Consider the following 14,341-nt stretch of genomic DNA (forward strand, 5'->3'; position numbering starts at 1 on the left):
CGGCTCAGGAGAAGTCGTAGGCCAGCGTGAACCAGCCGCGGACTTCGTCGTCCACATCGGACACTTCGCGCAGCTTCAGCTGGTGTCCCACCCGGGGCCCCGACGCCCACCGCGCCGGGGCGATCCGGTTCGTCTCGACCGGCCGCGGCAGGAACAGGTACACGAGGACGTCCCGCGAGCGGGGCCGGAGCTCGGCGAGCTTCCGGTCCCGCTTGAGGAACACCCCGACCTTGACGGCGTCCTCGTGGACGTCGCCGAGGGTCCGCAGGTGCGCGACGACGGCGTCGTAGATCGCGCGGAACTTCGGGTCGCGGCCGGTGAACGTCTTCTCGACCGTGCAGCCCGGGACACACGTGTGGCCCTGGCCGGTGCGCGCGAACTCGCGGTCGCACCGCGGGCAGGTCCACCGGGTCGGCATGCCGTCCAGGATGGCACTCACAGCGGCGCCGGGCCGAGCGCGGGGATCGTCGCGGCCGCGTTGACCAGCCGCCGGGCCGCCGCCGCCGCGGACTTCCGCTGCGCCGCCGGCAACCGGTCCAGCAGCGCGCCCAGTGCCGCGTGGCGCTGCTCCAGGACCCGGGCCACGAGCTCGTGGCCCGCGTCGGTGACCTCGAGTGTCACCACGCTCCGGTTGCGCGGGTCGCGCCCACGTGCCACGTAGCCGAGGGCCTCGAGCCGGTCGGCTAGCCGGGTCACCGACGACGCGTTCACGCCCATCGCCGCCGCCAGCCGCGAGCTCGGCACCCGGCCGAGGCGGTCGAGGATGAGCAGCAACCGCGTCTGCGGGAACGAGACCTCGGGCGGCGCCGTGTGCGCGCACTCCCACGCGATCCCGACCAGCACCAGGGTGAGGCCGTCCAGGGCCACCACGTCCGGGTCGGCGCCCGGGGCCGCGTCTTCGAGGGTTTGCATGAAGCAATACTTGCCAACGGCAAGAGCATCGGTCAAGATGGGGGGCACCGGCACTCGCCCGGAACTTCTTCGCGTCCACATGAGACGTCGGAAAACCCTTGCGGCACAAGAAGAATTGGCTTGAACCCCTTCGCGCCGGGAGCCGTAGTACCCCGTACAGGCACTTGCCAGAAGGAGGAACGATGCCGGATCACCGTGGCATGACGGCCAAGGCCAGGGCTCGGACCGTGCTGGTCGTCGTGGCCGCGCTCGCCGTGGTCGGCGTGGGCTCGGTCATGGTGCTCAAAGCGAGCGCCCAGACCGCACCCGGGTCGACGCAGGCGCAGGTCCCGGCGTACGGGCACGACATGGCGGGCATGCGGATGGGCTCGGCCGCCCAGGCCGGCGCCGGGGACAACCCGGTCGGCGCCGGGCCGGTCACCGAGCTGGACAAGACGTTCCTGGTGAAGGTCCGCCAGGCCGGGCTGTGGGAGATGCCGGCGGGCACCCTTGCCCAGAGCCACGCCAGCAGCGACGCGGTGAAGCGCGCCGGGCTGCACCTGCTCGACGGGCACTCGCACCTGGACCAGCTCGTCCGCGAAGACGCAAGGATGCTCGGCGTGACGCTGCCGGACCAGGCCAGCGCCGAGCAGCAGGGCTGGGTCCGCCAGCTGACCGCCGCGCAGGGGATCGAGTTCGACCGGCTGTTCGTCAACCTGCTGCGCGCCTCGCATGGCAAGATCTTCGCGACCATCGCGGAAGTCCGCGCGGGCACGCAGAACGACGTCATCCGGCGGCATGCGACGCAGGCCAACCAGACGGTCCTCGACCACATGAACGTCCTGGAGGACACCGGGCTCGTCGACCCGCAGACCATCGCCGACGTCGCCGCGGCGGTGAACCCGCCCAAGTGACGGCCGGGGTCAGCGGTCCGGGGACCACCGGCCGAGCCACTGCTCGGCGCCGTAGTCCTCGTACCGCTCCACCTCGGTGAACCCCAGCTTCGCCGCGAGCCGCATCGAGGCGGCGTTGGCCGTCTGGGTGCGCAGCGCCACCGGCTCGCCGGGCCGGGCGGACGCGAACCAGCCCAGCGCTTCCGGCGCGTACCCGGCCCCACGCCGAGGCCGAGAACAGGTAGCCGATCTCGGTCTCGCCAGTTACATCGGGGTCGAAGGTGACCATGCCGATGTCCACCACGAACGACCCGGACCGCCGCCCCGGCAGCTCGGGCACCGCGGCCCCGACCTCGGCGCGCGGCCGGGACCCGCCGACGTACATGCCCACCTCCGGCGAGCACGAGCCGGTCGGCGGTCTCGATCGGGGGAGGCGGCCAGGTCATGCCGCCAACCTAGCGGGCCGGCGGCACGATCCCGTACTCGTGGATCTTGCGGTAGATCGTCGCCCGGGAGATGCCCAGCAGCTTCGCCGCCCGGACCTTGTTGCCGTCGGCGTCTTCGAGGCACTTCACGATCGCGTCGCGCTCGATCGACTCGAACCGGTTCAGCGGCCGCCGCCCGACGGTGTGGAACTCCGCCGGGAGGTCGCCCGGGCGGATCGTGCCCGCGCGGCGGCGCTGGGCGACCGTCCGCAGCACCTGGTAGAGCTGCCCGGTGTTGCCCGGCCACTCCGCCCGCATCAGCAGGTGCAGGGCCGCGGCCGAGCACGTCAGCCGACCGCCGTAGCCGAGCTTGCTCAGCACCAGCGGGACCAGCTCCGCGAGGTCCTCGACGTGGTGGCGCAGCGGCGGCACCCGGACCGTCCGCGGGAACGACTTCAGCAGCTCGGCCAGCGCCGGTTTCGTCTCGGCCTCCGGCACGAGTGTGAGCACCACCCACGGCGCGTCGGCCCGCTCACGCAGCTCCCGCAACGCCGTGGCGAGCGCGTTCGCGGCCGACGCCGTCAGCCGGTCGGCGTGGCGGATCACCAGGGTGCGGATCGGGGCGTCGGTGTGTTCGCGCAGCAGCTCGGCCGCCCAGTCGGTGCCGGTCGCCACCGCCGCGTCCACGGTCAGCAGGCGCGCGGCCGGGTGGTGCCGCTGGTGCAGGCCCTTCGCCAGGGTCAGCTTGCCCGTCCCGGCCTCGCCTTCCAGCGCGACCCACTCGTCGCGCTGGTGGCCCGTGTCGAGCTCGTGCCCGCAGCGCAGCCACAGCGGCGCCGACCCGACCACGCCCGGCAGGTACATCGGCAGCATCGGCGTCGACGGCACCGCCGGCGTCTCTTCGGCCTCGATCAGCTTGACCGACAGCACGCCGCCCGCGGTGTCCGTCTCCCGCTGGCCCGGGACGCGGCGGCAGAAGACGCGCACGCGCAGGCCGCTGGACAGCGCGAGCGTCGCCGACGTCCGGCGGCCGTCGGTCAGGGCCGCGGTGGCGTGGCTCAGCAGCACCGACTGGTCGGCCGGGTCGAGCAGCTGCCGCGCCCGGTCGTTCATCATCACGATGTCCTCGTTGAACGCCAGCACGATGCCCGTCCACCGGCGGCAGGTCTGCAGGTAGGCCTGGAAGAGGATCATCTCCCGCAGGTCGCTGTGGCGCAGCAGCGCCTGCCGGATCTGCTCGGCCGTCGACCGCGCCAGCGCGATCAGCAGGCCGCCGGCGTCCTTATACCAGCAGGTGAGGTCGACGGCGCCGATCTTCTTGCCGGAGATCGGGTGGTGGATCGGCACGCCCGCGCAAGCCAGGTTCTCCAGGTGCTCGGCGTAATGCTCGTGCCCGAACACGGTGGTCGCGCGGCCGTCCTCCAGCGCGGTGCCGATGCCGTTGGTCCCGACGGACTGCTCGCCGTAGCTGAACCCGGGTACCAGCTCGACGCGTTCGAGGTGCCGCTTGAGGTCGGCGTCGCCGGTCCGCTGGGTGAGCACGACGCCACTGGCGTCGGTGAGGATCAGGCTGATGGGCTGGCCGTCGAACTGTTCGCTCAGCTTGTGCAGCACCGGTTCGGCGCCGCGCATGAGCGGGATGTCGAGGTTCTGGTCGCCGAAGTAGCGGGGATCGATCCGGTCGGCTTCCACCCGGAACTCCTGCGAACGCCGCCAGGAGGCCAGGATCGTCTGCCGGACCGTGCCCGGCGGCACGGGTTCGGCCGTCAGGAAACGCACCCGGGTGCGGGCGAGCTCGTCGTCGGCGAGCAGGGTTCCGGGCGCCATCTCGTCCACGTGACCTCCAGCTTCCCGCGGCCCACGTGGGTGCGGGCACACCCGTTGTGCCGCCCGTTCAGCCTAGATGCGGTGCGCGACGAGCGGTGTCTCAAATTGAGACGCCCAGGTCCCGCGCGCGGCGGTCCGATGGAGGTCCGACCCACCGCTGACCAGGAGGAGTGCCCATGGCCGCCGAGGCCGCGGAGACGTACAACCCGTGGACGATCGTCAACCTGGTTTTCACGCATCTGGCGGAACAGGGCCTGCACCCGACGTTCGGCGGGGAGGGCCATCCCGGTGAACCGGCCGCGGCGCTGCTGCGCGCGCTCGGGATCACCCCGACCGTCGAGGGGGACGCGCGCGTGCGCACGAGCGTCCACAGCGAGCTCGCCGAGCTGCGCGCCCGGATGCTCGGGCCGGACGAAACGCCCTGAGCAGCGGTTCTGTCTCAGATTGAGACCCGCGTCACGCGAGCGCGCCCCTTCAATGGTCAACGCAGGACGTCCGCCCCGACGGCGAGCGACCGACAAGGAGTTGATCCATGAGTCGCCAGAGTGTGGCGAAAGCCCACCAGAAGATCCAGGAACTGTCGTGGGAGCCGGCGTACCACACCCCGGTTTCGCACTACGGGACCGACTACACGTTCCAGAAGGCCAAGAAGAAGGACCCGTTGAAGCAGGTCCTCCGCTCGTACTTCCCGATGCAGGAGGAAAAGGACCACCGGGTCTACGGCGCCGAGGACGGCGCGATCCGCGGCAACATGTTCCGCCAGGTGCAGGAGCGCTGGCTGGAGTGGCAGAAGCTGTTCCTCTCGATCATCCCGCTGCCCGAGATCTCGGCCGCGCGGGCGATGCCGCTGCTGTTCCGCACGGTGCCGAACCCGGAACTGCACAACGGCCAGGCGATCCAGATGATCGACGAGGTCCGGCACTCGACGATCCAGCAGAACCTCAAGCGCCTGTACATGCAGAACTACATCGACCCGGCGGGCTTCAACTCGAGCCTGCGCAACTTCCAGAACGACTACTGCGGCACGATCGGGCGCCAGTTCGCCGAAGGCTTCATCACCGGTGACGCCATCACCGCCGCGAGCATCTACCTCACGATCGTCGCCGAAACGGCGTTCACGAACACGCTGTTCGTCGCCATGCCGGCCGAGGCCGCCGCGAACGGCGACTACCTGCTGCCCACGGTGTTCCACTCGGTGCAGTCCGACGAGTCCCGCCACATCAGCAACGGGTACGCGACGCTGCTGATGGCGTTGTCGGACGAGAGCAACCACCAGCTGCTCGAACGCGACCTGCGGTACGCGTGGTGGAACAACCACGCCGTCGTCGACGCCGCGATCGGCACGTTCATCGAGTACGGCACGAAGGACCGCCGCAAGGACCGCGAGAGCTACGCGGAGATGTGGCGCCGCTGGATCTACGACGACTACTACCGTTCCTACCTCGTCCCGCTGGAGAAGTACGGGCTCGTCATCCCGCACGACCTCATCGAGGAAGCCTGGAACCGGATCTGGAACAAGGGTTACGTCCACGAGGTCGCGCAGTTCTTCGCCACCGGGTGGCTCGCCAACTACTGGCGCATCGACCCGATGACCGACGAAGACTTCGAGTGGTTCGAGTACAAGTACCCGGGCTGGTACGACAAGTACGGCAAGTGGTGGGAGAACTACGCCCGCCTCGCGACGCCGAACGGGCACCACCCGATCGTCGCCGAGGACGTCGACTACGTGTACCCGCACCGCTGCTGGACCTGCATGGTGCCGTGCCTGATCCGTGAGGACATGGTGGTCGACCAGGTCGACGGCCAGCACCGGACGTACTGCTCGGAGACGTGCCGCTGGACCGACGCCGAGGCGTTCCGGCCCACCTACCAGGGCCGCAACACCCCGAACATGGGCCAGCTGGTCGGCGCCCGCGAGTGGGAGACGCTCTACCACGGCTGGAACTGGGCCGACGTCGTCTCCGACATGGGCTTCGTGCGCGACGACGGCAAGACCATGGTCGCGCAGCCGCACCTGAACCTGGACCCGAAGAAGATGTGGACGCTCGACCACCTGCGCCGGATGCCGGAGGTGCAGTCGCCGAACGTGCTGCTGAACCAGATGACCGACGCCGAGCGGGCCGCCTTCGTGGCCGACTACAACCGCCAGGGCCCGGCCGGGCGCCCGGCGCCGCAGCAGGCCTGACGAGACGGGAAGGGCGGCACTTTCACGTGAAAGTGCCGCCCCCAGGTGGGAGCTTTCACGTGAAAGCTCCGGAACGGGGCTGGGATGGCGGAAAAGCACCGCGTCCGGTTCGAGCCGGTCGGGATCGAAATCGACGTCGCCGAGGACACCACGATCCTGCGCGCCGCCGCCGAGCAGGGCGTCATGCTCATGCACGGCTGCAAGGAAGGGCAGTGCGCGGCGTGCAAGTCGTTCATCCTCGACGGCGACGACGTCGAACACGACCGGTACTCGACCTTCGCGCTCCCCGACTACGAAAAGGAGGAAGGCTTCACGCTGCTGTGCCGGGCCCACGCCTACGAGGACCTCACGATCGAGCTGCTCAACTACGACGAGGAGATGATCCAGTCCGGGCTGCCGATCCAGGAAGCGACCGTCGAGGTCGTCTCGAACGAGAACGTCACGCACGACTTGCGGCACCTGGTGGTGCGCCTGGACGAGGAACTGAAGTTCTTCCCCGGGCAGTACCTGGACTTCGCGATCCCGGGCACCGAAGAGACGCGGTCGTTCTCGATGGCCAACACCTCCGCGCGCGACGGGCTGCTGGAGTTCGTCATCAAGGTCTACCCCGACGGGCTGTTCTCCCGGTTCCTCGACGCCGATGTCGCGGTCGGTGACCGGCTCCGGGTGACCGGCCCGTTCGGGGTGTTCACCCTCCGGGACAACCCGGGAGCGGACCTGATCTTCGTCGGCGGCGGTGCCGGGATGGCGCCCATCCTGGCGCTGCTGCGGTCCATGGCCGAGCGCGGCCTCGACCGGAAGGCGGTCTTCTACTACGGCGCCCGCCGCCGGCACGACCTCTGCTTCGAGGCGGAGCTGCGGGAGCTCGAGGAGAAGCTGCCGAACTTCCGTTACGTCCCAGCGCTTTCCGAACCGGGTGACGACGCCTGGGACGGCGAGACCGGCCTGATCACCGACGTCCTGCGCCGGGCCGGCCTCGACCTGACCGGAGCCGACGCCTACGTCTGCGGACCGCCGCCGATGGTGGAAGCCGCGCTGGAACTGCTGCCCGCGCTCGGCGTCGCCGACAAGCGCGTCTTCTACGACAAGTTCACCACCACGGGCGAAGGGTAAGGAAACCCATGACAGCCACCTCCGAACGCAGCGTGCCGAAGCCGGCGTTCACCGACGCCGAAGCGGGCGCGAAGGTCTTCCCGGACTCCACTGCCCGCCAGTACAACTACTTCACCCCGGCCAAGCGCAAGCAGAGCCACTACGAAGACGTGACCGTCGAGGTCCAGCCCGACCCGCGGCACTACCTGTCCCAGGGCTGGCTCTACGCCTTCGCCGACGGCAAGGCCGGGTACCCGCTGGAGTGGACCGCGCTGAAGGCGTGGGGCTCGGACCGCCCGGTGCCCGAACGCAGCCCCGGCTCCGGCGGCAAGGGCTACGACTGGCCGGCCCACGGCTGGCACGAGTTCCGCGACCCCAACGAGGAGTGGGAGCTCACCCTCTACCGGTACAACGCGAACGTCGTGCGCCAGCTCAACCAAAACATCGACGCCGCGCGCCAGGCCAAGGCGTTCGAGCAGTGGAACCGCAACTGGGTCGAGTTCGTCGCCAAGCACGTCGGCGCGTGGATGCACGTCGACCACGGCCTCGGCCTGTACCTGTTCGCCAACGCCAACCGCCGGGCGCCGACGAACATGCACAACAACGCGATCTCGGTGAACAGCATGCACCGGATCCGCGCGGCCCAGGACCTGGCGCTGTACAACCTGACGCTGACCGAGGAGATCGAGGGCTTCGACGGCACGGCCCACCTCTCGACCTGGAACGAGGACCCGGCCTGGCAGGGCGTGCGGGAGACCGCCGAGCAGCTGACCGGGATCTGGGACTGGGGCGAGGCGATCTTCGCCGCCAACATCGTCTTCGAGCCCCTCGTCGGCGAGCTGTTCCGCAGCAACCTCGTGCAGCAGGCCGCGCCGGCCAACGGCGACTTCGTCACCCCGACGCTGATCGGCGCCGAGGAGTTCGACTTCTCCGAACGCGACCTCCGCTACACCAAGCCGATGTTCGACCTGCTGGTCAACGACAAGGAGTTCGCCGACCACAACCGCGGGCTGCTGCAGAAGTGGCTCCAGGAGTGGGTGCCGAAGAGCATCGCCGCCGCCCGGGCGCTGCAGCCGCTGTGGTCGCAGCCCGACGCCAAGCCGATCCGGTTCGAGGACGGTCTCGACCGCGTGAAGAGCCGGTTCGCCGGAATCCTGTCCGAATTGGGCCTCAAGGCACCCGAGGAGCTGGGCCAGTGACTGTCTTCAAAACCGCGGAAAGCCCGTACAAGGCGGACAACACCGCGTCCAACATGTGCGGCTTCACCCTGATGAACAACCAGGTCGGCGCGATCATCGCGGAGGTCATGGGGACGAAGGACAACGTCACCATCACGCCGCTCCCGTCGATGATCCGGGTCGACGCGGTCGGCCGCATGGACGTCGTCTACGCCGAGGTCGACGAGGCCGCCGGCGAGGAGGAGGGCTGGTTCAACGCGGCCGAGTTCGAGGAGAGCATGTCCACCCACTACGGGCGCATGATCCACGAAGACGACCGCACGATCATGTTCGCCAACCCCGAGGACGCGGCCGAGTACCTCGACTTCGACCTCAAGCCGCTGAAGTAATCCCGTAGGAAGCACTCGATCCCGCTCAGGAGGATCAACCATGTACGAAAAAGACGGCGAAAAGTATTTCGTGGTGGACGCCCACACCCACTTCTGGGACGCGAGCCCGGACAACTGGGTGAAGGGCCAGGAGGAATACGCCAAGGGCTGGATCGAGTGCTTCCACGCCTACCAGGGGCTCGGCCCGCAGGAGACGCACTGGCCGATCGACCGGTTCCAGAAGTACTCCGAGGAACTGATGATGCACGACCTGTTCGAGGTCGGGCACGTCGACACGGCCATCTTCCAGCCGACCAACCTGCGGCAGTGGTACAAGAACGGGTTCAACACGACCGAGGCCGACGCGGCGCTCGCCGAAAAGCACCCCGGCAAGTTCCTCGTCAACACCACCTTCGACCCGCGTGAAGGCGACGAAGGCCTGAAGGCGCTCGAAGAGCGCGTCAAGCGGTACGGCTGCAAGGGCGTCAAGCTGTACACGGCCGAGTGGCGCGGGGACTCGCGCGGCTGGAGCCTCAAGGACCCGGAAGCCGCGCGGTACCTGGAGAAGTGCGAAGAGCTCGGCGTCAAGAACATCCACATCCACAAGGGACCGACGATCTGGCCCCTCGACAAGGACGCCTTCGACGTGTCCGATGTGGACCACGTGGCGACGAACTTCCAGGGCCTCAACTTCATCGTCGAGCACGTCGGCCTGCCGCGCATCGAGGACTTCTGCTTCATGGCCACCCAGGAGCGGAACGTCTACGCGGGGCTGGCCGTCGTGGTCGGCGGCCTGATGCACGCCCGGCCGAAGTTCTTCGCGAAGGTCATGGGCGAGCTGATGTTCTGGCTCGGCGAGGACAAGCTGATCTTCGGCGCGGACTACGCCATCTGGGAACCCAAGTGGCAGGTCGAAGGGTTCGTGGACTGGAACATGCCGGGTGACGAGGAGCTGTCGGACTTCGCGCCGCTCACCGTCGACCAGAAGAAGAAGATCCTCGGGCTGAACGCCGCCCGCCTGTACGACATCGACGTCCCCGAGGAGCTGAAGCTCGCGAACCCGGAGAACGTCGAGCCGGTCGGCGTGCCGAACTCATGACCACCCTGGTGCTCGGTGCCCGCGCCGCCGTGTGGGCGGCGCTGGGCACCGTCCGCGATCCCGAGCTGGACGAACCCCTCACCGACCTCGGGTTCGTCGCCCGCTGCGAAGTGGACGACGAAGGCCACGCCGTCGTCCGGCTGCGGCTGCCGACGTACTTCTGCGCGCCCAACTTCGCGTTCCTGATGGTGGCCGACGCCTACGACGCCGTGGCCGGCGTGCCGGGCCTGACCGCGCTCGACATCCGGCTCGACGACCACTTCGCGTCCGACGTCATCAACCGCGGGGTGGCGGCCCGGCAGGGGTTCGTCGCGTCGTTCGAAGGCGAGGCCGCCGACGAACTCGACACCCTGCGGTACGACTTCGTCCGCAAGGCCGTCCTGGCCGGCACCGACCGCGTCTGCCGGTCCCTGGCCGGGCTCGACCCGACGTCGCTGACCCTCGGCGACGTCCCGCCGAGCCCGGACCTCGACCGGCTGCGGGCCCGGCGCCGTGAGCTGGGCCTGCCCGCCGACGACGGCGACCCGCTGCTGCTCGACCCGGCCACCGGCCAAGCGGTGGCTCCCGCCGACGCGAAGCGCCACTTGGCGTTCGCCCGGCTGACCCGCACGAGCATGGAGGCCAACTCCGGCGTGTGCCGCGGCATGCTGCGCGCGCGGTACGCGCTGACCGAAGACGAGGAGGGCACGGGATGAAGGCCGTGCGGCTGCAGAAGTACCACCAGCACCCGGTGATCGAAGAAGTGCCGGAGCCGCGCGCGACCGGGCCCTTCGACGTCGTGGTCAAGATCGGCGGCGCCGGCGTGTGCCGCACCGACCTGCACATCATCGAGGAGCAGTGGGCCGAGAAGTCCGGCGTCGAGCTGCCTTACACGATCGGGCACGAGAACGCGGGCTGGGTGCACGAGGTCGGCCCGGCGGTGACGAACGTCGAGGTCGGCGACACGGTCATCCTGCACCCGACGCCGACGTGCGGGCTGTGCCACGCCTGCCGCGCGGGCGACGACATGCACTGTCCCAACGGGAGCTTCCCGGGCATCGACAGCGACGGCGGGATGGCGGAGTACCTGCTGACGTCGGCGCGGGCGTGCATCAAGCTCGACCCGGCGACCCAGCCGGAGGACGTGGCGGCGCTGGCCGACGCGGGCATCACCGCCTACCACGCGGTGCGCAAGGCCGTGCCGCTGCTGTACCCGGGCACCTCCTGCGTCGTCAACGGCGCCGGCGGCCTCGGGCACATCGGCATCCAGTCGCTCAAGGCGCTCACCGCGACCCGCGTGATCGTGGTCGACCGCAACGCCGAAGCGCTGAAGCTGGCGGCCGAACTGGGCGCCGACGAGACGGTGCTGGGCGACGGCAAGCAGGTCGACGCCGTGCTCGACCTGACCGGCGGCAACGGCGCGGAGGTCGTGCTCGACTTCGTCGCCGAGCAGGGCGCCCAGCAGGACGCGTTCGCGATGACCCGGCGGGCCGGGTCGCACTTCGTGATCGGCTACGGCAGCAACATCGACATCCCGACCATCGACATCATCTCCACCGAGCGCAACGTCATCGGCAACCTGGTCGGCACCTACAACGACCTGGTGGAGCTGATGGTGCTCGCCCAGGCCGGGAAGGTCACGCTCCACACGAAGAAGTACCCGCTGGACGCGGCTCTCGACGCACTGGCCGACCTCGACGCCGGTCGAGTGCGCGGTCGGGCCATCCTCACCCCCTAGGAGCAGGAAACATGGCGAAGGAACTGCGGTTCGGCTCGGACGCCCGCGACCTGCTGCTGGCGGGCGTGGACAAGCTGGCCGAAGCGGTCAAGTCCACGCTGGGGCCCAAGGGCCGCAACGTGATCATCGAAAAGATCACCGGTTCGCCGGTGGTCACCAACGACGGCGTCACCATCGCGCGCGAGATCCACCTGAAGAACCAGTTCGAGAACATGGGCGCGCAGCTGGTCAAGGAAGCGGCGATCAAGACCAACGACGTCGTCGGCGACGGCACCACCACGGCCACCGTGCTGGCCCAGGCGATCGTCCACGAAGGCATGCGGGCGATCGCGGGCGGCGGCAACCCGGTGCTCGTCAAGCGCGGCATCGACCACGCGGTCGGGCTGCTGGTGGCGCACCTGGAGAAGCAGGCGCACCCGGTGGTGTCCGAACAGGACTACGCGCGGGTCGCGGCGATCTCCGCCAACGACGACGACACGGTCGGCGCGGTCATCGCGAAGGCGCTGCACACCGTCGGCGACGGTGGCGTGGTGACGGTCGAGGAGTCGCCGTCGATCGGGATGAGCGTCGACTTCGTCGAGGGGTTCGAGTTCGACAACGGCTACCTCTCGCCGTACCTGGTCACCGACCCGGGCCGCCTGGAGGCGGTGCTCGACGACCCGTACATCCTGATGTGCGCGGAGAAGATCACCAAGGTGCAGCAGCTGATGCCGTTGCTGGACAAGGTGATGCGCGCGCCGAGGCCCTTGGTCGTCATCGGCGAGACGGTCGAGGGCACGGCGTTGTCCATGCTGGTGCACAACCACATGAACGGCACGTTCCAGTCGGTCGCGATCCGCGCGCCCGGCTTCGGCGACCGGCGGCTGCACAAGCTGGAGGACCTCGCCGCGATCGTCGGCGGCGCGGTGCTCTCGCGGCAGTCCGGGTTCACGATGGAGACGATGACCCTGGAGCACCTCGGCCGGGCCAAGCAGGTCCGGGTCACCGAGAACCGCACGACGATCGTCGGCGGCGCGGGGTCGTCTTCCGCCGTGGACTTCCGTGTCGGCCAGTTGCGGGCGGAGCTGGAACGCGCCCAGTTCGGCGTCGACGAGGACGTCCTGACCGAGCGGATCGGCGCGTTGACGGGCAAGGTCGCGGTGGTCCGGGTCGGCGCGGCCACGCCGGCCGAGCTGAAGGAGCTGCAGCACCGGGTCGAGGACGCGTTGTCGGCGACCCGGGCGGCGATGGCCGAGGGCATCGTGGCCGGCGGGGGAGCGGCGCTCCTGCACGCGGAGAAGGCGCTGGAAGGCCTCGGCTTGGAAGGTGACCAGGCGATCGGCGTCGAGATCGTGCGGCGCGCGTTGGCCGAACCGGCGTTCCTCATCGCGCACAACGCGGGCCACCCGGCGCACGAGATCGTCGCGCGGACCCGGGAGCTGGGCGACGACGAGGGCTTCGACGCCCTGCACGACCGCTACGGCGACATGATCGCGCTCGGCGTGGTCGACCCGCTGCGGGTGTGCCGGTCGGCGGTGCAGAACGGGGCGTCGGTGGCGGGCCTGCTGCTGACGACGAACTCGCTGATCGCCGAGGAACAGACCCCGTGGGGCGGCAGCGCGGCGCTGATGACGGAGTTCGGCCCGCTGGACGAGGGGCTGCACCAGCCTTCGCCCGACGCGAGCACGCCGCAGTCCCTCGGGATGGGTCCCTCCGTGGGCTGAGCCTTCGTCCGCGGCTCACGGGGATCGGAGGTCCCCTCACCGGTGTCCTGAGCTCCGGTGAGGGGACCTTCGCCATCGTGCGCCCGCCGCGCCCGGCTGCCATCCTGGTGATCATGACGCACTACGTTCTCGCGCAGACGCTGGCGACGGTCGGGGAATTCGAGGCGAAGGGCTTCCTGGGCACGGTGGGCAAGATCGCCGCGGCGACGGTGATCTTCTTCATCGCGATCGGCTTGGTCGTGGGGCTGCTGCTGGGGTTCTTCGTCGGCCGCTCGGTGGGCCGCCGCCAGGGCCCGCGAGCCTGAACCGGGCAGGTCGGTCAGGTCACCAGGCCGTGGCGAGCCAGTTCCCGCTCGGCCAGTTCCCCGATGACGTCCCGATCCCGCTCCCGCCACCCGGTCGCCACCTCGCCGGCCGAAGCCAGCCGGTGCGGCGGCAGGGTCGTCAACGCCCGCAGCGCAAGCACGTCCATCCCCTCGTCCCCGAGCGAGCGCAGCCGGGCGGCCGCCGACGCCCGGCGCGTGAAGTGCCAGCGCAGCGGCAACCACGTCGCCACCAGCGTCACCACCGGGAGCGCGATGATGATCGCCGCCATCCACCACGCCAGGTTCTCCACCGCCTCGATCTGCCACCGCCCGGAGTCGACGAGCTTGGTCCCGACGTCCGAACCGCCGTGCAGCGCCTTCGCCAGCGCGTCGCCGACCAGCGGGAGCCCGCCCGCCGAGTCCGCCGCCGAATCGAACGTCCCGCGCAGGCCCGTGCCCGCGTCGACGAGCCCGTCGCCCGGGGCGCGCAGCTTCAGCACCTCGTCGTACACCGTCGTTCCCAGCCAGACCGCGAAGATCACGAGCAGCAGGGCGAGCAGGTCGCTGACGAGCTGGGCGGTGCGGCGGATCGGCCGTTCGGCGTAGAACTGCATCGGAACGCCTTTCGCGGTGGGGGAGCGCGGGCGCGGGCAACGTA

Annotated in this window: 16 protein-coding genes; 11 read left to right on the forward strand and 5 right to left on the reverse strand. The window is 69.7% G+C overall.

From position 1 onward, the window contains the following. Positions 1 to 4: 4 nt before the first annotated feature. Complete coding sequence (locus tag BLV96_RS03415) at positions 5 to 418, reverse strand: DUF5655 domain-containing protein (RefSeq protein WP_244180025.1); 414 nt, start codon at positions 416 to 418, stop codon at positions 5 to 7. A 17-nt stretch (positions 419 to 435) separates the two neighbouring features. Further along, a complete protein-coding gene (locus BLV96_RS03420) occupies positions 436 to 912 on the reverse strand; it encodes a MarR family transcriptional regulator (RefSeq protein WP_086674779.1) in 477 nt (158 codons plus the stop codon). Positions 913 to 1,094: 182 nt separating this feature from the next. Here BLV96_RS03420 and BLV96_RS03425 point away from each other — a divergent pair, with 182 nt between their 5' ends. Further along, entirely contained in the window at positions 1,095 to 1,805 is a 711-nt protein-coding gene (locus BLV96_RS03425) for a DUF4142 domain-containing protein (protein WP_086674778.1), read from the forward strand. Positions 1,806 to 1,814: 9 nt separating this feature from the next. Here the strand turns inward: BLV96_RS03425 and BLV96_RS51160 are convergent, their stop codons facing one another. Continuing rightward, positions 1,815 to 1,946: a hypothetical protein gene (locus tag BLV96_RS51160; RefSeq protein ID WP_279627518.1), complete on the reverse strand. Its 132-nt coding sequence runs from the start codon at positions 1,944 to 1,946 to the stop codon at positions 1,815 to 1,817. 293 nt (positions 1,947 to 2,239) lie between these two features. Then, positions 2,240 to 4,045, reverse strand: coding sequence for a sigma-54-dependent Fis family transcriptional regulator (locus tag BLV96_RS03435; RefSeq protein WP_086674777.1), 1,806 nt, complete (start codon positions 4,043 to 4,045; stop codon positions 2,240 to 2,242). A 167-nt stretch (positions 4,046 to 4,212) separates the two neighbouring features. On the opposite strand from BLV96_RS03435, the gene BLV96_RS03440 reads away from it, so the two are divergent. The 10 genes from BLV96_RS03440 to BLV96_RS03485 all read left to right on the forward strand — a co-directional run bounded on the left by BLV96_RS03440 (position 4,213) and on the right by BLV96_RS03485 (position 13,683). Then, complete coding sequence (locus tag BLV96_RS03440) at positions 4,213 to 4,461, forward strand: hypothetical protein (RefSeq protein WP_086674776.1); 249 nt, start codon at positions 4,213 to 4,215, stop codon at positions 4,459 to 4,461. 107 nt (positions 4,462 to 4,568) lie between these two features. Then, positions 4,569 to 6,221 (forward strand): ferritin family protein, encoded by a 1,653-nt coding sequence (locus BLV96_RS03445; protein WP_086674775.1) that lies wholly within the window; start codon positions 4,569 to 4,571, stop codon positions 6,219 to 6,221. Positions 6,222 to 6,305: 84 nt separating this feature from the next. After that, the gene (locus BLV96_RS03450; protein ID WP_086674774.1) at positions 6,306 to 7,334 is read left to right on the forward strand and encodes an NADH:ubiquinone reductase (Na(+)-transporting) subunit F; all 1,029 of its coding nucleotides are present in this window, start codon (positions 6,306 to 6,308) and stop codon (positions 7,332 to 7,334) included. 8 nt (positions 7,335 to 7,342) lie between these two features. Next, a complete protein-coding gene (locus BLV96_RS03455; protein ID WP_086674773.1) occupies positions 7,343 to 8,512 on the forward strand; it encodes a ferritin family protein in 1,170 nt (389 codons plus the stop codon). Further along, complete coding sequence (gene mimD / locus BLV96_RS03460) at positions 8,509 to 8,880, forward strand: propane 2-monooxygenase effector subunit MimD (protein WP_086674772.1); 372 nt, start codon at positions 8,509 to 8,511, stop codon at positions 8,878 to 8,880. Before BLV96_RS03455 ends, mimD begins: the two co-directional genes overlap by 4 nt. A 40-nt stretch (positions 8,881 to 8,920) precedes the next feature. Further along, a complete protein-coding gene (locus BLV96_RS03465; RefSeq protein WP_086674771.1) occupies positions 8,921 to 9,958 on the forward strand; it encodes an amidohydrolase family protein in 1,038 nt (345 codons plus the stop codon). Next, complete coding sequence (locus tag BLV96_RS03470) at positions 9,955 to 10,653, forward strand: metal-sulfur cluster assembly factor (RefSeq protein WP_086674770.1); 699 nt, start codon at positions 9,955 to 9,957, stop codon at positions 10,651 to 10,653. Before BLV96_RS03465 ends, BLV96_RS03470 begins: the two co-directional genes overlap by 4 nt. Further along, positions 10,650 to 11,675, forward strand: a complete 1,026-nt coding sequence (locus tag BLV96_RS03475) for an NAD(P)-dependent alcohol dehydrogenase (RefSeq protein ID WP_086674769.1) — start codon at positions 10,650 to 10,652, stop codon at positions 11,673 to 11,675. Before BLV96_RS03470 ends, BLV96_RS03475 begins: the two co-directional genes overlap by 4 nt. An 11-nt stretch (positions 11,676 to 11,686) precedes the next feature. Then, positions 11,687 to 13,378 carry a chaperonin GroEL gene (gene groL, locus BLV96_RS03480; RefSeq protein WP_086674768.1) on the forward strand — a complete coding sequence of 564 codons (1,692 nt, stop codon included), beginning with the start codon at positions 11,687 to 11,689 and terminating at the stop codon, positions 13,376 to 13,378. Between the two features lie 113 nt (positions 13,379 to 13,491). Beyond that, a complete protein-coding gene (locus tag BLV96_RS03485) occupies positions 13,492 to 13,683 on the forward strand; it encodes a hypothetical protein (protein WP_086674791.1) in 192 nt (63 codons plus the stop codon). Positions 13,684 to 13,697: 14 nt separating this feature from the next. On the opposite strand, the gene BLV96_RS03490 is transcribed toward BLV96_RS03485, so the two are convergent. Further along, positions 13,698 to 14,297 (reverse strand): hypothetical protein, encoded by a 600-nt coding sequence (locus BLV96_RS03490; protein ID WP_086674767.1) that lies wholly within the window; start codon positions 14,295 to 14,297, stop codon positions 13,698 to 13,700. Between the last annotated feature and the right edge of the window lie 44 nt (positions 14,298 to 14,341).

This window comes from Amycolatopsis pretoriensis (assembly GCF_900107925.1).
Classification (GTDB): Bacteria; Actinomycetota; Actinomycetes; order Mycobacteriales; family Pseudonocardiaceae; genus Amycolatopsis; species Amycolatopsis pretoriensis.